General features: G+C 40.0%; 18 protein-coding genes. 13 read left to right on the top strand and 5 right to left on the bottom strand.

Annotation, left to right across the window (positions count from 1 at the left end; genetic code table 11):
• Positions 1-23 precede the first annotated feature (23 nt).
• The 8 genes from dxr (at position 24) to EHQ24_RS15635 (ending at position 11,737) form a co-directional block, all read left to right on the top strand.
• On the top strand, positions 24-1,184 hold the full coding sequence (gene dxr, locus EHQ24_RS15670; protein ID WP_135602571.1) for a 1-deoxy-D-xylulose-5-phosphate reductoisomerase: 1,161 nt from the start codon (positions 24-26) through the stop codon (positions 1,182-1,184).
• On the top strand, positions 1,181-2,887 hold the full coding sequence (locus tag EHQ24_RS15665) for a site-2 protease family protein (RefSeq protein WP_135602570.1): 1,707 nt from the start codon (positions 1,181-1,183) through the stop codon (positions 2,885-2,887). Before dxr ends, EHQ24_RS15665 begins: the two co-directional genes overlap by 4 nt.
• A 44-nt stretch (positions 2,888-2,931) precedes the next feature.
• Positions 2,932-4,692 carry a proline--tRNA ligase gene (locus EHQ24_RS15660; RefSeq protein WP_135602569.1) on the top strand — a complete coding sequence of 587 codons (1,761 nt, stop codon included), beginning with the start codon at positions 2,932-2,934 and terminating at the stop codon, positions 4,690-4,692.
• A 193-nt stretch (positions 4,693-4,885) separates the two neighbouring features.
• The gene (gene trpB, locus EHQ24_RS15655) at positions 4,886-6,073 is read left to right on the top strand and encodes a tryptophan synthase subunit beta (RefSeq protein WP_135602568.1); all 1,188 of its coding nucleotides are present in this window, start codon (positions 4,886-4,888) and stop codon (positions 6,071-6,073) included.
• Positions 6,074-6,874: a tryptophan synthase subunit alpha gene (gene trpA, locus EHQ24_RS15650; RefSeq protein ID WP_135602567.1), complete on the top strand. Its 801-nt coding sequence runs from the start codon at positions 6,074-6,076 to the stop codon at positions 6,872-6,874.
• A gap of 90 nt (positions 6,875-6,964) precedes the next feature.
• The gene (locus tag EHQ24_RS15645; RefSeq protein WP_135602566.1) at positions 6,965-9,292 is read left to right on the top strand and encodes an adenylate/guanylate cyclase domain-containing protein; all 2,328 of its coding nucleotides are present in this window, start codon (positions 6,965-6,967) and stop codon (positions 9,290-9,292) included.
• A 7-nt stretch (positions 9,293-9,299) separates the two neighbouring features.
• Positions 9,300-11,189 (top strand): 1-deoxy-D-xylulose-5-phosphate synthase, encoded by a 1,890-nt coding sequence (dxs, locus tag EHQ24_RS15640; protein WP_135602565.1) that lies wholly within the window; start codon positions 9,300-9,302, stop codon positions 11,187-11,189.
• Between the two features lie 62 nt (positions 11,190-11,251).
• Positions 11,252-11,737 (top strand): tetratricopeptide repeat protein, encoded by a 486-nt coding sequence (locus EHQ24_RS15635; RefSeq protein ID WP_004787621.1) that lies wholly within the window; start codon positions 11,252-11,254, stop codon positions 11,735-11,737.
• A gap of 4 nt (positions 11,738-11,741) precedes the next feature.
• Here the strand turns inward: EHQ24_RS15635 and EHQ24_RS15630 are convergent, their stop codons facing one another.
• Positions 11,742-12,233: a hypothetical protein gene (locus EHQ24_RS15630; protein ID WP_135602564.1), complete on the bottom strand. Its 492-nt coding sequence runs from the start codon at positions 12,231-12,233 to the stop codon at positions 11,742-11,744.
• 6 nt (positions 12,234-12,239) lie between these two features.
• The gene (locus EHQ24_RS15625; protein WP_135602563.1) at positions 12,240-12,644 is read right to left on the bottom strand and encodes a hypothetical protein; all 405 of its coding nucleotides are present in this window, start codon (positions 12,642-12,644) and stop codon (positions 12,240-12,242) included.
• A gap of 83 nt (positions 12,645-12,727) precedes the next feature.
• Between EHQ24_RS15625 and EHQ24_RS15620 the strand changes: the two genes are divergently transcribed.
• A complete protein-coding gene (locus EHQ24_RS15620; RefSeq protein WP_135585119.1) occupies positions 12,728-13,414 on the top strand; it encodes a hypothetical protein in 687 nt (228 codons plus the stop codon).
• Here the strand turns inward: EHQ24_RS15620 and EHQ24_RS15615 are convergent, their stop codons facing one another.
• Both EHQ24_RS15615 and EHQ24_RS15610 read right to left on the bottom strand, forming a co-directional pair.
• On the bottom strand, positions 13,415-14,317 hold the full coding sequence (locus tag EHQ24_RS15615; protein ID WP_135602562.1) for an NAD(P)/FAD-dependent oxidoreductase: 903 nt from the start codon (positions 14,315-14,317) through the stop codon (positions 13,415-13,417).
• A 38-nt stretch (positions 14,318-14,355) separates the two neighbouring features.
• A complete protein-coding gene (locus EHQ24_RS15610; RefSeq protein WP_135602561.1) occupies positions 14,356-16,893 on the bottom strand; it encodes a cyclic nucleotide-binding domain-containing protein in 2,538 nt (845 codons plus the stop codon).
• Between the two features lie 88 nt (positions 16,894-16,981).
• On the opposite strand from EHQ24_RS15610, the gene aroA reads away from it, so the two are divergent.
• Complete coding sequence (gene aroA, locus EHQ24_RS15605) at positions 16,982-18,268, top strand: 3-phosphoshikimate 1-carboxyvinyltransferase (RefSeq protein ID WP_135602560.1); 1,287 nt, start codon at positions 16,982-16,984, stop codon at positions 18,266-18,268.
• Positions 18,269-18,277: 9 nt separating this feature from the next.
• On the opposite strand, the gene EHQ24_RS15600 is transcribed toward aroA, so the two are convergent.
• A complete protein-coding gene (locus EHQ24_RS15600) occupies positions 18,278-18,910 on the bottom strand; it encodes a DUF6272 family protein (protein WP_244310472.1) in 633 nt (210 codons plus the stop codon).
• 35 nt (positions 18,911-18,945) lie between these two features.
• Here EHQ24_RS15600 and EHQ24_RS19260 point away from each other — a divergent pair, with 35 nt between their 5' ends.
• The 3 genes from EHQ24_RS19260 to EHQ24_RS15590 all read left to right on the top strand — a co-directional run bounded on the left by EHQ24_RS19260 (position 18,946) and on the right by EHQ24_RS15590 (position 20,848).
• Positions 18,946-19,092 (top strand): hypothetical protein, encoded by a 147-nt coding sequence (locus EHQ24_RS19260; protein WP_167483090.1) that lies wholly within the window; start codon positions 18,946-18,948, stop codon positions 19,090-19,092.
• A 77-nt stretch (positions 19,093-19,169) separates the two neighbouring features.
• A complete protein-coding gene (locus tag EHQ24_RS15595) occupies positions 19,170-20,303 on the top strand; it encodes a helix-turn-helix domain-containing protein (RefSeq protein WP_135602559.1) in 1,134 nt (377 codons plus the stop codon).
• Positions 20,304-20,422: 119 nt separating this feature from the next.
• A complete protein-coding gene (locus EHQ24_RS15590) occupies positions 20,423-20,848 on the top strand; it encodes a hypothetical protein (RefSeq protein WP_135602558.1) in 426 nt (141 codons plus the stop codon).
• Positions 20,849-20,857 lie beyond the last annotated feature (9 nt).

Below are 20,857 nucleotides of genomic sequence, written 5' to 3'. Positions count from 1 at the left end.
ATCTGGATCGGTCTAAGAGTTAGATGGTTGGAGTATCCGTATTAGGAATTTCTGGTTCTGTTGGCTCTTCGACAGTGAAGGTGCTCCGTCAATTTAGAGATTCTTTCTCTTTACGTAGTTTTTCAGTTCATTCTAATTTAGATTTGGCAAAATCACTGATGGATGAATTTTCTCCAGAAGTGATTTCTATCACCGATTCGAAGTTAGAAGGTAGCCTTGGATCCAAATACAAATCTACTACCATTCTTTATGGAGAGGATTCCCTATCGAATTTGGTTCGTCTTCCTTCTGTTTCTGTGGTTGTAACAGCCGTTGTCGGAGCGCGCGGTGTAAAACCAACCATCGCCGCCATCGAAGCGGGAAAAAAAATAGCCATTGCCAATAAAGAAACACTGGTTACTTTTGGCCCACTCATCAATCGTTTGGTGGCAAAACACAATACCTTGATGGTTCCTGTGGATTCCGAACACAATGCACTCTTTCAATTAATAGAAAGAGAAAAAAGATCCAATATTCGTGCCATCACTCTCACTGCTTCGGGGGGAAGTTTTCGAACCCTTCCTATCGAAGAATTGGAACATGTGTCCGTAAAACAGGCGCTAAGCCATCCTACTTGGTCGATGGGACCAAAAATTACTGTGGATTCTGCAGGCCTTATCAATAAGGGTCTAGAAGTCATCGAAGCTCATTATTTATTTGGATTTTCCTATGACGAAATTGAAGTGGTGATCCACCCGCAATCACTCACCCACGGAATCATTGAAACGATGGATGGAGCTTGTTTGCAATACACGAGCCATCCCGATATGATTTATCCCATAGCTCATTCTTTATTTTATCCAACACCAACACCAAAGATGTTAATTGAAAGAAAACCTGGAACTTGGAAAACCTTGGAATTTTTTCCACCAGATTTCAGTCGTTATCCGGGTCTTCGCTTAGCGTTCCAAGCAGGTAGGGCAGGGGGTACGGCTCCTTGTGTGTTTAACGCAGCTAATGAAGAAGCTGTTGCATTATTTTTAGATGAAAAAATTTCTTTTACCGCCATTCCAAAGTTAATTGAATCGGCCTTAAATAAAATTTCTAATTCCTTCCCTGATGATTTGGAAGGGTATTTAGAAAAAGATAGAGAATCTCGTAATTATATTCAAAAAGAATTTGTAAAAGGGGGAGTGACTGTATGATCGTAATGATATTTGGCGCCGTATTCATGTTAGCTGTTTCTATTTTTATCCATGAATTGGGACACCTCTTATGTGGGAAGTTAGTTGGAGTGGAAGCTCGGATTTTTTCTCTTGGTTATGGAAAAGGGATATGGAAAAAAAGAATTGGGAAAACCATCTACCAAATTACAGCCATTCCTATTGGTGGTTATGTTCTTTTTCGTGGAGATGATTATTCTAAAAATAAAAAACCACGACAAGGGGATTTACTTTCCACACCACCACTTCGCCGAATGATTCCTGTTCTTGGTGGGCCTTTCGCTAATTTGGTGTTAGGTTTTGTTTTGTTGTTTATATTGGAACTTTCAGGTGATAGTCCTTCTTCTAATCGCATTTTTATCGAAGATGCCAACAAGGTTTCTAGTCCTGCTTACAGCGCAGGCCTTCGCACTGGGGATCAAATTGTTTCCATCAACGGGAAAAAAACTGAAAGTTTCGAAGATATTTTTACCAATGTGAGTTTGACTACGGGTGATCCAATCGAAGTTTCTTATAAACGTGAAGAAGAAGTTAAATCCGTACAAATTGTACCCAATTTATATTCTGCGGGTGGACATCCCACCATTGGAGTGATGCCATTTGGAGAAAGACGAGTGGTGGCTACTTTTACCTACGGGGAACAAATCAGCCACTTTATCGCGAACTTACTCGATCGTGAAGATAAATCTTCTGTTTACTTTCAGGAAAAAATTGAAGAACGAAAGGATGAAATCCCAGAAGAACTTTTAAAACAAAGAGAAATCCAGGAGAGAGAAAAATCTCTCCGCAGGCGAGCTCTATCTTTTTTAAAAGATGGAGATATGATTTTGCAAGTGGCAGGTGTGGATGTTCATACTGTCCCTGAGTTACAAACAGAACTAGGAAAACACCAAGGAAAAACCATTCCTGTTGTCGTAGAAAGAAAAACCTATCCACTTCTAACACCATGGGCGACTGAAACTGTCACAATCCAAATACCTGTATTAGGTGCCAATGTATTTGAGTTTTGGGATATCAAACATCCCAAGTTTCCTGAACTTGGGATTCCTTATTTCCGTTTGGATAGTTATGATGCAGAAATTGAGAATCGACTTTCGAATATCAAAATCCAAGACAAAATTTTTGATAAGGCAGATTCTCTTTCCGAATACTTAAAAAACAACTCTGGTAGGAAAGATATTTGGATTGGGAATATGAAATATTCGGCTGATGCCAATTTGAAACCTATTGGACTTCTTGGTTTTCGTGCTTCTATGAAGTTTGAAGCAGAAAAGTTACGGAAAGAATCAACCGTATACTCTTCATTAGTCGGTGCATCCAATAAGGTTTATGAAAACGTATCCACTACCTTAAAAGGAATTGGAATGTTGTTTTCTGGATTACTTTCTCCAAAAGAAAATCTCTCTGGACCGATTGGTATTGTACAAATTGCAGGAATTAGTTTGGAATACGGTTGGGTGACTTACCTTGACTTTGTTGCGAAAATTTCACTTGCCCTTATGGTTATGAATTTATTACCAATCCCTATGGCTGATGGCGGACACATTGTACTTTATGCTTATGAGGCCATTACGGGTAGACCACTCCCGAGAAAAGCAATCGAAGCTATTTTTCGATTGGGATTTTTCTTTCTCATTGGCCTTGGACTTTATGTTTCGTTCAATGATGTGATGCGTATTTTTTAATTTTTGATAATTTGAATTGTAGATAAATAAAAGAGAAAAGATCGATGAAAGCTAGTTCCTATTTGATTCCTACGGCAAAAGAAGATCCACAAGATGCAGTTGTTGCCTCGCATAAATTGATGACGAGAGCAGGCCTCATTCGTAAATCTGCTGCAGGTTTGTATTCTTATTTGCCTCTTGGACTTAGAATTTTAAAAAAAATTGAAGGCATTGTTCGTTCGGAAATGGACAGAGCCGGAGCCTTAGAATTCCAACTTCCGATTCTAACGCCTAGTGAAATCTGGAAAGAGTCTGGTCGTTGGGATAAAATGGGAAAAGAGATGTTTCGTTTGAAAGATCGTCATGACAACGAAAGTTGCCTTGGTCCCACTCACGAAGAATCTTTTTGTGTCCTTGTAAAACCGATGGTTCGTTCTTACAAAGATCTTCCTATCAATGTGTATCAAATCCATACAAAGTTTAGGGATGAAATTCGTCCGAGATTTGGGGTGATTCGTTCTCGTGAATTTACAATGAAGGATGCTTATTCCTTTCATTTGGATGATGAGTCTTTAGACAAAACTTACCAAACGATGCGTAAAACTTACCGTAGGATTTTTGCAGGGATGGGACTTTCTACAATCCCAGTGCAAGCTGACTCAGGAAATATGGGTGGTTCTGCCTCTGAAGAATTTATGGTGGTCTCTCCGATTGGAGAAGAAACACTTACGATCTGTCCTTCTTGCCAATATTCTGGAAATATTGAAAAAACTCCTGTGATTCGAAATCCAAAGGTAGTAAAACAAGAGTTTGTTGGAAATGATAAGATCCATACACCTTCTAAAAAGTCAATTACGGAAGTGGCTGAGTTTCTGAAAACCAAAGAAGAAAATCTTTTAAAAGCGGTAGCTTTATGGGCGGATGGAACCTACGTCCTTGTTTTTTTAGAGGGAGACCGGGAACTCAACGAAAACAAATTAAAAAACCATTTGGCTTGCAATGAGTTAAGACCTATGGGCGCAGCGGAAATGGAGAAACTTGGTTTTGTTCCTGGATTCATCGGGCCCGGATTTCAAAAATCAGAATCACTCAAAATCATTATTGATTCGTTAGTTGATTGGAATTTTGGATACATTTCTGGTGCGAACGAAGTGGATCATCATATAGCAGGGGTTAAGTTAGTTAACTTTTTCAAAGAAGAAGATGTGACTAAAATCGATGTGTCGCAATCCAAAGTTGGGGATCCTTGTCCTAACTGTGGAACAGGACTAACCGCAGAAAAAGGAATTGAAGTTGGTCACATTTTTAAATTAGGCCAAAAGTATTCCAAAGCCTTTGATATTACGGTTCTCAATGATAAAGGGAAAGCCACCACAACCACTATGGGTTGTTATGGGATTGGTGTGAATCGATGTATGGCCACTGTTATCGAACAATGTAATGACGATAAAGGAATTTTTTGGCCTGTATCTATAGCACCGTTTACTGTCTGTTTGGTGAGTATTGCTAAAAATCCAGACGATATCGCAAAAATTGAATCCATCTACAAAGCCCTTGTGGCAGCAGGGATTGAAGTTCTTTGGGATGACCGTGACCTAGGGCCTGGTTTTAAATTTAAGGATTCTGAACTCATTGGATTTCCCATTAGGCTCACTCTTGGAAAAGGATTTTTGGAAAAAGGGGAAATTACCATCCTCGACCGAAAATCAATGACCGAAGAAACCGTCAACTTTACAACAAATGAAGACTTGGTAGGAAGATTGCAAAACCAAATCCGAAACCTTCACGAGAGCCTTGAGAAAGCAGTAGAGCAAGTGGGAACGTGAACTTCTTTTGATTTTTTCATAAGAATCGGAAGAATGGATGGCCGGAATTCGGGCGATGTGATAGAAGGAAGCCATTGGGTGGCGGGTCTAGTTCCCCACCCTTAAGTCAGGGCGGGGAGATTGTACCCAAAAACCCCCACCCCCCACAAAAGAAGCAGTTTTCATATTCCCCCATCCTCTCATCTTGGGATATATGGGCAAAAACCTACCTGGATATTTTGGTGAATTCGGCGGTCGTTACTCGCCTGAGATTTTAACGGAAGCATTAGAAGAACTTGAATCCACCTATCAAAAGTTAAAGAAAAGTAAGAAGTTCAAAAAAGAACTCGAATACTATTTAAAGAACTACGTCGGAAGACCTAGTCCTCTGACTTATGCCGAACGTCTCACCAAACTTTGGGGAGGTGCTCGTATCTGGCTCAAACGCGAAGATCTAAATCATACTGGTGCTCATAAAATTAATAATGCCATAGGGCAGGCTCTCATCGCACGTTTCATGGGAAAAAAACGAATCATTGCTGAAACGGGAGCTGGTCAACATGGCCTTGCCACAGCAACGGTTGGTGCTATGTTCGGAATGGAAACTGTGGTATACATGGGTGCCGTCGATGTGGAGAGACAAAACCTCAACGCGAAGAAAATTGAGATGTTAGGTGCTAAAATTCTTCCAGTCACTGCAGGAGAAGCCACTCTGAAAGAAGCCACCAGTGAAGCCATGCGAGACTGGGCACTGAATGTATCCACAACTCATTATATTGTTGGTTCTGCCATTGGCCCTCATCCATTTCCTACAATCGTTCGAGACTTCCAAGATTTTATAGGATCAGAAGCAAGATCTGAGTTTAAAAAACGAAATAAAAAACTTCCTAATGCCATCGTGGCATGTGTGGGTGGAGGATCTAATTCCATTGGAATGTTCCATGCCTTTCTAAAAGACAAACAGGTTGCCATTTATGGTGCGGAAGCTGGTGGACTTGGTTCAAAACCAGGCGAACATTCAGCAACTCTCACCTATGGGAAAACTGGATTTTTACATGGTACAAAAACCTTAATCATCCAAGATGAGTTTGGTCAAATTGTTCCAGCACACTCTGTGTCTGCGGGACTTGATTACCCGGGGGTTGGACCAGAACATGCCCACCTTTCCCAAACAGGAAGAGTGGAATACCGGATGGTAACAGACGAACAAGCATTAGATTCGTTTTTAGAAGTCACTCGTGTGGAAGGAATCATTCCTGCCCTTGAGACAGCTCATGCTTTTCATGTGGCCCGTGACGTTGCCAAAGATTTAGGAAAGAAAAAAGATCTTATCATTTGTCTTTCTGGCCGGGGTGACAAGGACGTAACAGAGGTTTTGCGACTTTTAGGTGAAAGAAAGTAAATGAGTAAAATTAAATCTTTATTTGAGAGTGGAAGTTTTAAATCAGCCTTTATCCCTTATTTTACCTTAGGGGATCCAAACTATAATGACTCCATCGAATTTGGAAAAACAATTTTAGACAATGGTGCAGATATTTTAGAACTCGGAATTCCTTTTTCTGATCCTGTTGCTGATGGCCCAGTCATCCAAAGGGCAGCCGCTCGTTCTTTAAAAAATCGTTTTTCCTTCGATGAAATCTTTCGTGTGACAAAAGCCATTCATGATCACAAACCAGAGACTCCTCTTGTGTATCTCACTTATTTCAATCCCATTTACCACTGTGGGATTACGAAATTTTTGGATCGTGCCAAGGAATCAGGGATTGTAGGACTTGTGATTCCTGATTTGCCATTTGATACGGAAGAGAGCGAAATTTTGTTTCGAGAACTAAAAGTTCGGGACATGGATCTCATCCATTTGGTCACCCCAGCTTCTGAGAAAAAAAGGATTCAAGCTCTAACTAAAACATCTTCTGGTTTCATTTACTATGTAACTTCTTTTGGTGTTACCGGAGAAAGACGCGAGTTTTCTGTGGATTTGAAAGAAAGGATCAAATTTTTGAAAGATACCATCCGATTGCCCATTTGTGCTGGGTTTGGAATTTCGACACCGGACCAAGCCAACCAAATTTCTCAGTATGCGGACGGAATCATCATTGGTTCTGCCATCCAAAGGGTCATCGAGGAAAATGGATCGGACAAAACCAAAACCATTGCAGCATTGGCGGATTACATTTCAAAAATCAGGGCTGCCATTCCCTAAATTTTTTTCCTGAATCTTTCAAAAACATTTGAGTCTCTTTAAAAATTCGGGGATAATGGTCGGAAATTCCCAAACGAATAAAGAGGCTCTATGTCCGACAAAGAATCAAAATCGCTTTCGATTTTGGACTATCTCAGTGTTACCGTCGCCACCTTAGGAACACTCGGTGTAATCATTTCTGTCATCATGACAGGATGGGAATATGAATTTTCCTTCCTCGTCGGTGGTTTGCTCGCCTTACTAGTTTCTTCATACTTTGTATACAAAACCATTGAAAAGGTTTCCAAAGACAAACAGAAGTCAGGTGCTATTTGGTTGTCCTATGTAATTGCCATTTTTATGTATGCAATGGTAAACACTTTCCAACCACTCAAAGATTTGGAAGAAAATTCTGTTTCTACAAGGTTCCAATTTTTACGCGGTTCCAATACAAAAACCGAAAGTGAAGGGGATACTGGACGTATCGAATACATTCAGTTCCAACCACCAGCTAAGGCCCGTAAGGATATCAATATCATTGGTATCACAACAGAGTCACTCGAAAAACTACAAGGGACTTGGCCTTTACCTTGGAGTTATTACGCTGACATCATAGAAACTTTTAAAGATTCGAACAACATTCTGATGTTCGATATTTTCTTCGTAGATTACAAACCCGGTCAAACGGAAGAGATGGCAGCAGCTCTTCAAAAGAATCGGAATGTCCTCTTCGACTTTCCAATGGAAGTCAGTGCGGAATCAAAAGAGGCAGTTCTCAATTTAGAAAAACGAATTGATATCCTCCGTAAGTTTCAATTGAAAAATGTCATCGATGAAAATGATGCAGGAATCTCTTGGGTTAAGTTCCCACAACCTCCGATTGAACCTATTGCTGAATTATCAGCAGGTCTTGGTTTTGCGAACGTAAAAAAAGACGAGTCTGGTTTGAATCGGAAAATGCCTCTCGTTGTAAAAGTATACAATTCCGGCAAAGACAGAGAAACAGAATATTTTCCTTCTATCGACTTACTCATTGTTTGTAAATACTATGGGATCGATATCCAAAGAGATGTAGAAGTCAATATGGGACATTATGTGAAATTGTCGAACATCCCAAAAAAAATCATTCGTGAGTTTAACATCAAAGAACGTAAGTTTGAAGAAAGAGATGTGATGCAAGTTCCGAATGAAAAAAGAGAAGTTGTCATTCCTATTGACTGGGAAGGGCAAATGGAAATCAATTTTGTGGGTGGACGTTATTCTTTCAAACAAAACGAAATTTTCGAAGTGACCAATGATTGGGATGCGGAACTTCTTGAAGCCAACCAAATCAGTAATAAAATCTTTCTTGTTGCCATGTATTATGCAACCGGTCGCGGGGCATCGAAAGACTCCCACTTATCTCCGTTTGGTGATATGTCCGGAATCGAGCATCACGCTCATGCCGTTAATACCATCTTAAACCAAGACTTTTTATCCACAGTCCCTAACTGGGGAATTTTTCTGATTTATGTGGCTCTTGGTGTGATGATTGGATTTTTGCAACCAAGGGTAAAAACACATATTGGTTTTGCGATTATGTTGACCCAACTTTTACTTTATGTTGTGGTCGCGTTGTATATTTTCCAAACCTTCAACTTAATTACAGTCCTTCCATCGGTAACCATCGAACAGATAGTTGTGTTTGTTGCTATCATTGGATTTAGAATTTTAACAGAAGAAGAAAACGTAAAATACATTCGTCAAACTTTCTCCAAATTCGTATCCAAAGACGTTGTGGATGAACTCCTCAAACACCCGGACAACCTGGCCCTAGGTGGATCCAAAAGAGAGATCACAATTTTTTTCTCCGACGTTCGCGGATTCACTACCATCTCCGAACAATTAGGTCCAGAAGATTTAGTGAAGTTACTGAACGAATACCTATCAGCAATGACAGACATCATCATTGAATACAAGGGAACCATTGATAAGTATATGGGTGACGCGATTATGGCTTTCTGGGGAGCTCCGGTTCCACTCGAAGATCATGCATACTATGCTTGTGTTGCCTCACTCGTTCAGTTAGATTATTTAAAAGTACTCCAACAAAAATGGGCAGAACGGAATGTTCCTGTGATCGATATTGGTTGTGGTCTCAATTCCGGCCCAGCGGTAGTAGGAAACATGGGATCTTCCCACAGGATGGAATACACTTGTATGGGTGATACCATCAACCTAGGATCCCGATTAGAAGGGTCCAATAAAATGTACACCACAAATGTGATCATTTCTGAATACACTTACGAAAAAGTGAAAGACCGAGTGGTCGCTCGGGAACTGGATTTAGTGCGAGTAAAAGGAAAAACCCAACCTGTTAGGATTTACGAATTGCTTGGAATCACAAACCCAGAAGATATGGAGAAAATGAAGCGGCCTCTCCAAAAGGCGGCAACATGAAGTTTACATGCCATCATATCCCTATCTCGACAAAATCCAATTACCGGAAGATCTTAGAAAGATAAACGAAGAGGATCTCCCGAAGGTTTGCCATGACCTTCGGGAATACATCATCGACACCCTCTCTGACGTGGGAGGGCACTTCGCTAGTAACCTTGGCGTTGTGGAACTCACTGTAGCTCTCCATTATGTGTTCCAAACACCCACTGACAAAATCATCTGGGACGTAGGCCACCAAACCTATCCTCATAAAATTCTCACAGGTCGAAAGAAAGAACTTCCTACCGTTCGTAAGTGGCAAGGCTTATCCGGTTTTCCGAAACGAGAAGAATCAGAATACGATTTGTACAACACTGGTCATGCGGGAACATCTATCTCCCAAGCTCTGGGTGAGGCTTGTGCTCGAGACCTGCTAGGCAAAGATTACAAAGTTGCCGCAGTGATTGGAGACGCATCGATTGCCACAGGAATGGCACTCGAAGCCATGAACCATGGCGGACATATCAAACCAAATATGTTGGTCATTTTGAATGATAACTACATGTCGATTTCCAAAAACGTGGGTTCCATCTCAAATTATCTGAATCGTATCATCTCTTCCCAGGTTTATAACAAAGGGAAAACGGCATTTTATAGTTTTTTAAAATGGATTCCTCTCATTGGGCCCGCCTTACAAGCGCTTGCTCATAATATGGAAACTTCTTTTAAACATTTTATGATGCGTCCAGGTGGCCTTTTTGAAGATTTGGGTTTTACATATTTTGGACCCATTGACGGCCATGATGTGAACCGTGTGGTTCATATGTTACAAAACCTTTCCAAAATCCAAGGTCCTATCCTTTTGCACGTGTTAACACAAAAAGGAAAAGGTTATAAACCAGCAGAAGCCGATCCCATCAAATACCATGGTGTCACACCGTTTAACAAAGAGTCGGGGAAGATGGCATCCTCTGATTCCAATAAAATCAGCCTTTCTAAAATTGTTGGAAAAACACTTACCGACCTAACAGACAAAGACAAACGAATTGCTGTCATCACCCCTGCGATGATTGAAGGGTCGGGACTACGGGAATACCAAGAAACATATCCCGCTCATACCTTTGATGTGGGAATCGCAGAACAACATTCGGTTGCCTTTGCCGGTGCCATGACGAGTGGCGGTGCCATTCCTTATATGTGTATTTATTCCACATTTCTCACAAGGGCTATGGATCAACTTGTGGAAGATGTTTCGCTTATGAATTTGCCAGTTCGGTTTGTGATTGATCGTGCTGGAATTGTTGGCCCGGACGGGGAAACCCACCAAGGTCTTTCTGATCTTGGGTATTTGGCTGGGCTTCCCAATATGGACATCATTGTTCCAAGCTCTGCACAGGATATCATTGATAGCCTTCATTTTATGAAGGATTATACGGAACATCCGATTGCCATTCGGTTTCCAAAAGATAACGGCGACTTACGTGAGTTAAAGTTTGACTCACCCCAAGTTGTTAAAAAGGCAAAAAGTAGGTTAGTGACCGAAGGAAAAGATTTACTCATTCTTTCCGTGGGATTTATGTTGCCAATCGCAACTGCTGTCGCTGAGATTTTGAAAGGAAAAGGGATTTCTGTTTCTGTTGTAGATCTTTTTTGGTTACGACCTTATGATACGGATTTGGTTCACGAACAGATTCAAAAAAACCAAAGGTTTGTGATTTTGGATGAAAGTTATGTCCATGCGGGTGCCTCGGGATTTTTATTGAATGAAATCCCTTCCGACTACTTGAGCAAATTTTTAAAGACCTTTGCACTGCCACCGGAACCCATCCATCACGGGGAAAGAAACCAGATTTTAAACCATTACAAACTGACGGCTTCGCAAATCGCAGAAGAACTCACTTTGTCTTTGAAAAAATAAAAATAGTTTTACGGAGTTTTTTTAAGTCATCCGAAAATGAAAGAAAACAGGCGAGTATCTCATTGTCTTCTAGTTCTTTCCAACTTTCCTTAGATTTAGCAAAAGACCATTTCAAAGTCGGTGACTTAGACCGAGCCGAATTCCACCTTCGTTCCAGTTTGGAATTGGAAGAATCCGAAGAGGCCTATTTTTATTTAGGTTTGGTTCAAAACGCTCTTGGCCAATGGAGTGATGCACTTGCTTCTTATTACAAAGCCGTAAGCCTAAATCACGAATATGGCAACCCTTGTAATGAAATTGGTGTTCTTTTGCTAAGAATGGGGAACGATAAAGAAGCAGTTTACTGGCTAAAAAAATCCGTTCGTTGTGAACGTAATGATGCCCCTCATATTTCTTATTTTAATCTAGCAACTTTGTATAAGTTATGGAATCGGCCAGAAAGATCCTTACAATACCTTCACAAAGCACTGACTTTAAAAAAAGATTTTTCAGAAGCAAATGATCTTTGGCGGGAATTAAAATCTGACGAAGAAGCTCCTTCGAATTAAGAAATTAAGAAAAATCGGTTGGGAGAGGGACAACAATCTCTCCCAAATACTTAGGCACTTCCATTTTCACTCCGTTCCATTCCAAATAGGTGGATTCCCCTTCTTCTTCTAAATGATCCGAAAGTTCTTTTGCTGCATTCCAAGTGAATCTATATTTTATTTTTTCTTCTGCTGAACGAAGGCCTATCAGTCCACCATCGATCGTTTCATAAATTTCAAATTCACCAAAAGGATAACTCCTTCCATCATCGGTATGAAATACTAATTCAGTATCTGTTTGTTCCACATGCAAAACATGACAGGGACATCCGTCAATCCTGATGTATCCGTGTTCGGAGAGTTCGCCGAACTTGTTCTCAATGTAAACTCCCTTCCCGTTCCCATGAAGATTGTTTCTGAAGTATTGTAAAATCTCTTCCTTATCAATTTTGTTTTCACGAAAGATCCACTCGTCGTTTGAAGATACATAGATTTCTGAGTCAAAAATTCTTGGCATAAAATTTTATTTGTACCTGTAGGCATATCCCTTCCAACTTGGAAGGTTTGATTTTTGTAAATAGGAATTGGTAGAACGACCTTTTTGATCCATCGTTTCAACGGAAACAGAGTCAATGGTGGTTTGGTTTTTTTCTGTCATCCAAACTCCATCGATTTTTCGCCGGAACATATCTTTTTTGACCCTTGGCTCATAATCGTCCCAAGTGAGGTCTTCCGTATTACGAATCACCACTTCTCCAACAATTTTAAACAGGCGTTTTGGTCGTTCTCTTATGATTTCAACATCTTCCCAGGAATTGACCTTATAACGCGAATCATTTGGCCTGTAATCAGGTTCTGGGATAAAATCCACTGTAGAACAGCGGATGACAAGTAAGAGTAGGGGAAATAGGGAAAAATTAAACCTCATTCTATTCCTTAGACAAAAATATGCTATACATTGGTAGAATTACCATAGGATAAGCAATACAAAGATTTAGGCACCAAGCTTTCATGGAAGAAACAGACATCGGGAAACGCAAACGGGAAAATGTACTTAAGATTGGTTACTCAACCTTGGATGAAATCGAGGAAAAAGTAAAGGCCTTTCGAGTCATGAACCAAAATGCCGTGAAAAAACGGTACCTAATCACCCGAGATCCCATTCTCGACCCTCAAGGAAAGGTTCTCCTGGCCAAAGCCCAAGAAATCGATGTATCCGCGGCAAAACTCCTCAGGCGCCATTTTAAGGGTGTGGATATGTTTAAGGTCTTCCAACCGGACGAGGGGCTTGTCATCATCTCCGATATGTCTACGATGGAAGGGGTTTCCTTTTCCATGGACATTGTGACCCAAATTATGAACCTCGGTGGTGGTGCTTATGAAGGGTTTATCGACCGAGTGGATAGTTTTGAAGACTTCATCGGACTTCTGAAAAAAAACCTATTCCCAAGGATGATCATTGTGGGATACCTTCCCAAAGAAAAAATCCAAAACGAAATCATCAATTTTGTAAAAGTAAAACGATTGGACAACTACCTCAGAGCTTTGGAGCTCACCCATTCCGTTTTTAAACCCGCGGCGTATTTTCCAAAAATCAAACAGGTCAATATCTCCCAAGAAGACCCCAAATCCTGGGGCCGCTTCGTGGTAGAAATTGTGAGAGAATACACAAGACCATATTTTGTCGAAGAAGTATAGTTAAGACAAAATCATCGACCGGTTGAGCATAGCACCTGCAATATTTCCAGAGTGGACTGCGTGTGCCACCGAACGAAACATCGAAGCCATATCACCAACCGCATAAACACCTGGAACATTTGTTTCATAAAAATTGGAAACTTCTAGATGGCCACTGGGAAGGAGTTTACAACCCAATTCTTCTGGTAACTTAGAATGTTGTACAATCGGTATTCTTGTGTACAGGGCCTCGATCGAAATCTCCTTACCGGATTCTAGTTGGATCGCAGAAATTTGGCCTTCGTTATGAATCAGGGCTTTTACAATTTCCGTAACAATCGAAATCCCTTCTTTTTCTAATTGGACTTGTTCTTCTTTTGAAAATTGGATAGGGCCATTCGTATAGACGGTCAGTTCCTTTGACCAGTGCTTTAGAAATTTAGAATGTTCGTATACACCCGTTTCGTTCATCCAGAGTCCTGTTTTGTTTCCAACAAATTCATATCCGTGGCAATAAGGGCAATGGATGACCGATTTTCCCCAGGACTCGCTAAAACCAGGAATCTCAGGTAAGATATCCTTTAGTCCCGTTGCAAAAATAATTTTCCCCGTTTGGATTTCTTGAAATCCATTCCCTTTGACTAAAAATCCGGTTTCCATTTTTTGCACAGAAGTTACTTCACCTAACTCGAGTTTAAAAGTTGGATAACCTTTTAAATCTTCTATAGCTTTTGAACGAATGAGTGCGGGAGATTCTCCATCATGGGTGATGAAGTTATGGGAGGCCGGTGTGGTTTTGTTACAGGGCCTTTCGGAATCGATGACTATGATTTTTCGTAAGGATCTTACAAGAGAGAGTGAGGCGGAGAGACCAGAAAAACTACCACCAATGATGGTGACGTCGGCTTTTTGAAGGGATTTCATAGATGCAATTATGTTGCATCTATGAAAGTTGGCAAGGATTAAACTTCGTAAAAAGTTAAATTCTCGTAGAGTTCTTTGGGTAGGTTCCCGCTAGCATCCATATACTTTTTGTATTTGTTTTCAAATTCCTTATGTTGGCGTGTGCGAATGTTTTTGAAGCGGTTGTGTAGTTCAGAATAAGCAGGTTGGGAGCTCACCTTTTCTCTGATATTTTTGTGGAAAGGGATATGGCGGTAGAAGATGGACCTGACCACTCGGTTGACCCGCTGCACTCCTTCCGCTTCATACCGAATCCACATGGAATAATCGTAAGCAAATTTGTCGCGGTCAGTACGGAATCGTTTGAATTCAGAAGAAATTTTCTCTTTGAGTTCTGGAGAAAGATCCTTACTTTTTTTGTAGAACTGCACATAATCCGTGTAATCTGCTGTGATGGAAGGAATCCCCACGTTGTTCCAGTCTGGACCAAGAATATTTTTACAAAGTTCCCAACGGAATGCCGCAATGGCTTCTAACATAAATGTTTTTAAGTCTCCAGTGACAAAGTGAGGAATACAAATACGACCCCTGGATTCCTTAGAACCAGCTCCACGGAAAATGGAAAGATCCTGCCACATCATGATTTTGGGTCCGATTGACGGAACTAAGATAAAATCCGGAATGATGGATCTTTGGATGAATTCGTTTTTGATTCCAATGTCTTCGTTTCTATAAATGACTTCTCTATTGAAAGCGGTGTAGTCTACGCTTAAGATGTATTGGAGGGCCTTTTCCACATCTTCTTTGGAAACAAAACATTTTTCCAAAGGAATGGTGATATGGTATTTAGTCAAAATTGGGAAGTGGCTGGCAATATTACCAGACGTCAAACGTACGTTTGGTTCATACATGGATGAAATTTCAGATCCAAGTCTTGCCTCTCCTGTATCATAATCAGGTGGGATGTCTTTTTCTGATTTAATGCCTGAATCTTTTAACTCCATTTTTAGTTTTTCGAAAAACGTTTGCCCGAGTTCATCCACAGAAGTTGGGGCTTCGCGCGAATAAATTCTTTCTAACCAATCGGTTCCGTAATGGATTGGGGCGCTAGGATTTCCACCACCTTGGTGCAAACGGCCAACCAGTTCTACGATATGACCCTCATCCAAAAGGGTTTCGTCAAAGTATCCATAACGTAACATAAGTTCAACGGCTTTCGGGGCCTGTTTGCCCGCCTGTAACCATTTGGTAAAAGATTTTTTATAAACGTCCCAATACGTTTTTGCAATTGTCCTTCTAATTTTCCGATTGTCTGGTTCTGGATCCAATGGGTTTTTAAAGGATTTGAGTTTTACCATAAGAGTGGAAAACTCTTTTACTGATTCTGGATCTGCTTGTGAGTAGTTTAGAATTTGACTGGCGGAGTTTAATAGTTCCACCTTGAGAGCTTGGGTATCGATCCCTGCATGGATGGTTCCGTTCCCTTGTGCCGACAGTTCCTCTTTGTTTTTTTGTGCAGATAGTTCGTGGCTGTATTTATTTGTTAATTCAGTTTGTTTGGTTTCTAATTTGTCTAAACTGTTTCCTACAGAAGCAAAAGGAGATCCAAAAATTTGTTTATACTCTTCGAGTAAGGACTTTGATTTTTTGAGAGCCCATTCTGTTACAGGTAATAAAACTGTAGAAGGAATGGTAGAGTATCCCGTGTTGAATAAATCCAAAGTTAAATTGAATTTTTCAATGAGAGAGTTTTCTCCAGCAAACATTGAATTCAACATTTCGGAAAGTTCGAATGTTTCTTTATTTAGAATTTCAAATAACTCGCGATAGGTTTTTACATAACTTTCTGCTGCACTTTGTAAAAGAGTAGGATCTGCTTCAAACAAAGCCTGTGAAATTTTTGGATTCACGGAAAGAATTTTGCGAATGAAATGAAACTCTGCATCGTTCCATTCTACTGCTTCGCTATAGTTCCTTTCAAAAAACTCACCATGGTCTTCCTCTAAAAAGGTTACACTTGGTTTGTCTGGTAACATCCCCCCGTGTTCTTGGAACCCGGCCAAGTTGTTTCGGATGAGTTTCATCACTGGATCAATGATATTTTCATCACGAGTGATGAGGGCTCCCGGACTTACATCGGAAAAGATGGAAGGGTTTAGAATATAATACACCGCACCCAAGTTGTCCATAGTTTGTTCAAACTTTGCAGAAAGACCTTTGATCGAAATGACTCGTTTGTAAAGTTCACCAATTTCTTTGAGTAGAGTTCTTACTGCCATCACTCCCACAGAAACTTTAGAAGTCAGAGTTTTTTTGGCATTGGGTTGGTTCATTACATAGGTTGAAATGACACAAGAAGTTTTAGCTCGGATGGTATATGGATAGGGCGTTCCTTCTAAAAGCGCAAAGATACCTGGTGTGAGGTTTGCCCCTTCTAAACTATAGAGTACGATGCTTGTATCACCCAAAGTGGTTTCCACTCGAACCGATCCTTCGTGTAGGATGTTCATGGAAGTCGAGGCTTTGCCTCCGATGAAAAGGACTTCACCTGGATTGACTGGGATCTTTTGGTTATTTTTACTGGTATCTAGAGGCATTTGGTTGTTCGTTTTGCGAAACTTTGGTTTCCGTCAAAACCTAATAAAGAAGCACCAAATTGCAAAATACTTTTTAGAAAAATACAACATGTTGAAGCCCCAAACCAAATTAAGTGCCAAAAAAGAAATTTATGTCCCAGGAGATAAGTCCATCTCGCATCGGTCGGTACTCTTTAGTGCACTCTCCCAAGGAAAATCCGAAATTCATGGTTTTTTAGAAGGGGAAGATCCGCTTCATACCTTAAAATGTTTTGTCAGTTTAGGACTTTCAGTCGAATCCATTGGCAAAGGGAGTTATTCCGTTCAAAGTCCAGGGAAAAGGAACTTAAAATCTCCCTCGCAAGTTCTGGACTTTGGAAATGCGGGTACGGGAATTCGGCTTTCCGCAGGCCTTCTTGCTGGACTTCCCGGTCTTACCGCCACTTTGACTGGCGATGTTTCCCTTTGCAAACGACCTATGGCAAGGATTATGAATCCCCTTCGGGAAATGGGAGCCGAAATTGTTTCTGTGGCAGGGAATGATAGGGCACCTTTGCTTGTGACGGGAAAACAACTAAACGATTATTCTTATACAAGTCCAATTGCTTCGGCCCAAATCAAAAGTGCTCTCGTACTTGCGGCCCTTGCTTCGGAGATTTCCATTGAGTACAAAGAATCTGAAGTTTCCCGCGACCATACGGAAAATATGATTCGGTTTCTCGGTGGAAATATTCAGCACCATTCACCGGTTCATTTTACTGTAAAACCACCTTATCATTTTGAAGGGGCTAAGTTTGTGATTCCCGGAGATATCTCGAGTGCTGCCTTTTATATTGTTTTTGGACTTTGTGCCGGAGGGACGGAACCTCTTCTCATCCGTAATATTGGACTCAATCCTTCCCGAGTGGGAATCATCACAGTACTCAGAAATATGGGTGGCAATATTGAAGTGACCGCCAAACGACAAGAATGCGGGGAAGAGATCGGAGATTTACTTGTTTATCCTTCCAAACTAAAGCGCTCTGTGATCACAGAAGATTTGATTCCTTCCATCATCGATGAAATTCCGATCCTAACCATAGCTGGACTTTTTTCTGAAGGAGGATTTCAAATCTCTCATGCAGAAGAACTTCGTGCGAAAGAATCGGATCGCATTTTGTCTATGGTATCCAACCTCGAAAGATTAGGTGTCACCGTGAACGAATCCAAAGATGGATACGAATTCGGTGAAGTAAAAGAAATTAAATCCACTGCGATTGAAACTTTTATGGATCACCGAATTGCTATGAGTTTTGCTATCCTTTCTAAGTTATCAGGCGTTGAACTTACGTTTGATGACACAAGTTGGGTAGACACAAGTTTCCCAGGGTTTTTTGATATCTTAAAGTCATTTTAAAATTTAGTTTTAGGTTTCAGTTGGGATATGGACTCTCATCGTCACTTCAAAACTAAATTCATCCACTTTGGTAAACTCATAAGCTAAATTCAAATGGTAATCTTTGAGTAACATTAGTAGTCCAATCCCTGCATTCCCGGATCCATGGTTTCTTGTTTCAAGTGCATCAAAATACAACTGTTCTAAGTTCCCCGATTGGATTGTATTAATTTTATTTTCAAAAATTGCTTTTGTCCAAGGAGTCACTCGGTTTTTTACTTCCACACGTAGATGAGTTCCTAAGTCTTTTATTTCTAGAAAAATTTTACTATTTTCTTTATCAGAATACTTCGCTGCATTTTCTACGAGTTCGTTAATGATTGTGGAAATGGCATTGTTATCTAATTTTTTTGATTCATAAGAATGAAAATAAAATTGAGAAATAAAATTGGATAAAACATCACAACGTTTCCAATAAAAAGTCATATCAATCGCAGAAAGAGAAATGGAGAGATGGCTATGATACAAAACTTTCCCTTCGAGTAGCGATGTTTCTTCACTCGTGAGTCGCTGGTTCTTGTTTCTATTTTCTTCTACGAAGATAGGATCGTTTGTTTTTTCTGTGAATTTGGGATTACCTGTGGAAAAACTGACAAAGGACATTTGGCACCTCTTAATGATTTAAGGATACTTTAAAAATGAAATTTGGTCGTCTGAGTGGATCGGATCTTACTTATAAATACATCCGTTTCGATCGAACCGGACATATTGTGTCCCAAAAATTTGTTAGTTATGTTAATTCATTGGGAAATAAATATTTCCATTCGAAAGAAAATGAATGGTAACAATTCTTGCTGGGAAATCATGATTAGTCTAAACAGTGATCATTTCCCTTTAAATCTCTAATCCAGCTGGTATAACGATGTTTTCTTTTTTTGAAACTCACCATGAATCATTAAACTTCTTTCTTTTGTTTTCCTCCTTACTTGCCTTTCTTTATGCGATTGGGGAATTTTTCAGTTATCATAAAAATAGAAAACAAGTTCTACTTGGGATTATTTTTTTAGGAACTGCCTACCAATTATTAAATTTTTACCTAATTTCTTCTGGGAAAATGAAGTGGTTTTATCTCCTTTTCCGCACTGATTTACCTGTGGTTGCCTGCCTCGGGGTTTTACTTGATGAATACTTTCTTACTGTTTTAGAAGGGAAATTTCGTTCTTTCCGTAGGTTATCCTACCGCATTGTTCCTCTAGTTGTTTTATTTGTATCCATACTGATTTGGAATTTTTGGAACAAAACATATTATTTAGAAAGTGAAAATAGTGGTTTAAATCCATTCTTAAATAGGCCTTTGGTTCTTGTTTTGCCTACCATTTTGATTTATATCTGGTGTATGCTTCGGATTTTTAGAAGGATATCCAAACAAATTCGTTGGAGTACCTTTCGTACAAACTATACCTTAAAGATTGGAATTTTGATCGTTGGGTTTTGTTTGGCTTTGTCCTTAAATGGATTAAAAACTTTGGTCACAGGGGGCCAAACGGCCCACCTATTGTCAGGAATTGCCATTGGAATATTTTTATGTTTTTTATATGTACTCAGACAGAGTTTCCCAGACTTCTTTTTGGAAGTTCGAAAGATTGTAGAAGATGAGAAAAAAGCAAAAATCTCACAAATTTCGAAACTAGATCATACAGAGTTGAGGAACAAACTCCAAGATTTATTCGAAAAAGAAAAGATTTACCGGGAAGAAAAACTAAGCCTTCGAGAACTTTCCGAAAGGATGGACTTAAGTTCCCACCAACTTTCTGAATTTTTAAATACAGAAATAAAACAAAGTTTTTATCAATACACAAATTTCTACCGTGTGAACGAAGCGAAAGAAAAAATCGAAAAAGAACCGGATAGATCCCTCCTTGCCATTGCTTATGATGTGGGTTTTGGTTCTAAATCTACGTTCAATGAAGCCTTCAAAAAGGAAACAGGAACCACTCCTAGAGAATATAGAGAAAAAAACCTGAAAAAACATCCAGTTCGATCCAGTCGGTCGTAGTTTTCTATCCAACTCGATCGATCCAGACGATTCGGATTCTTTTTCGTAGTAGGATGGATTCAAGTTTGAGAGGGAAAAACAAATCCCACGAAAACAAATTTGATTCAAAGGATAATCCCATGAAAAAGAAAATCAGTTTAGTACTCGCGATCGCCTTTGCTAGCCAAGTTGTATTTGCAGCACCTGCAAACCAGATGAGTGTAAAAGAAGCAGCAAGAGTTTTGGTAAACAATGGAATGACTAACAAGGAAGCACATGAGTATTTAAAAGCTCATATCACTCCTCAAGAATTCGTAAGAATCAGTAGAGAAATCAAAAATGCTGAATTTGCTGGAACTCTTGACCAAGACTTGGATCAGATAGTTTCTTCCATTCAGTTAAAAAAATCTACAGGAAACTACCTTCACGGAACAAACTTCAAAGTTTTTGAAAACGTTTTAGCTTCTGTGACTGTTGTGGCCGTTGTTGGATTACTCATTCACACAGGTGGGTTTGGAAACGTAGTTTCTGGCGGGATGTATGATTCCGTAGGACTAGGATTCTAATCCTCTCTG

The sequence above is a fragment of the Leptospira noumeaensis genome (assembly GCF_004770765.1).
Taxonomy (GTDB): Bacteria; Spirochaetota; Leptospiria; order Leptospirales; family Leptospiraceae; genus Leptospira_A; species Leptospira_A noumeaensis.
The sequence above is the reverse complement of the archived record's forward strand: the minus strand, read 5'-3'. Positions and strand labels throughout refer to the sequence as shown.

Bases quoted from the DNA above. Each gene is read 5' to 3' on its own strand.
- EHQ24_RS15630 (WP_135602564.1), bottom strand. From the start codon at position 12,233: ATGCCAAGAATTTTTGACTCAGAAATCTATGTATCTTCAAACGACGAG.
- EHQ24_RS15660 (WP_135602569.1), top strand. From the start codon at position 2,932: ATGAAAGCTAGTTCCTATTTGATTCCTACGGCAAAAGAAGATCCACAA.
- EHQ24_RS15620 (WP_135585119.1), top strand. From the start codon at position 12,728: ATGGAAGAAACAGACATCGGGAAACGCAAACGGGAAAATGTACTTAAG.
- EHQ24_RS15595 (WP_135602559.1), top strand. From the start codon at position 19,170: ATGTTTTCTTTTTTTGAAACTCACCATGAATCATTAAACTTCTTTCTT.
- EHQ24_RS15590 (WP_135602558.1), top strand. From the start codon at position 20,423: ATGAAAAAGAAAATCAGTTTAGTACTCGCGATCGCCTTTGCTAGCCAA.
- dxs (WP_135602565.1), top strand. From the start codon at position 9,300: ATGCCATCATATCCCTATCTCGACAAAATCCAATTACCGGAAGATCTT.
- EHQ24_RS19260 (WP_167483090.1), top strand. From the start codon at position 18,946: ATGAAATTTGGTCGTCTGAGTGGATCGGATCTTACTTATAAATACATC.
- EHQ24_RS15610 (WP_135602561.1), bottom strand. From the start codon at position 16,893: ATGCCTCTAGATACCAGTAAAAATAACCAAAAGATCCCAGTCAATCCA.
- EHQ24_RS15665 (WP_135602570.1), top strand. From the start codon at position 1,181: ATGATCGTAATGATATTTGGCGCCGTATTCATGTTAGCTGTTTCTATT.
- EHQ24_RS15625 (WP_135602563.1), bottom strand. From the start codon at position 12,644: ATGAGGTTTAATTTTTCCCTATTTCCCCTACTCTTACTTGTCATCCGC.
- EHQ24_RS15600 (WP_244310472.1), bottom strand. From the start codon at position 18,910: ATGTCCTTTGTCAGTTTTTCCACAGGTAATCCCAAATTCACAGAAAAA.
- EHQ24_RS15615 (WP_135602562.1), bottom strand. From the start codon at position 14,317: ATGAAATCCCTTCAAAAAGCCGACGTCACCATCATTGGTGGTAGTTTT.
- trpA (WP_135602567.1), top strand. From the start codon at position 6,074: ATGAGTAAAATTAAATCTTTATTTGAGAGTGGAAGTTTTAAATCAGCC.
- trpB (WP_135602568.1), top strand. From the start codon at position 4,886: ATGGGCAAAAACCTACCTGGATATTTTGGTGAATTCGGCGGTCGTTAC.
- EHQ24_RS15645 (WP_135602566.1), top strand. From the start codon at position 6,965: ATGTCCGACAAAGAATCAAAATCGCTTTCGATTTTGGACTATCTCAGT.
- dxr (WP_135602571.1), top strand. From the start codon at position 24: ATGGTTGGAGTATCCGTATTAGGAATTTCTGGTTCTGTTGGCTCTTCG.
- aroA (WP_135602560.1), top strand. From the start codon at position 16,982: ATGTTGAAGCCCCAAACCAAATTAAGTGCCAAAAAAGAAATTTATGTC.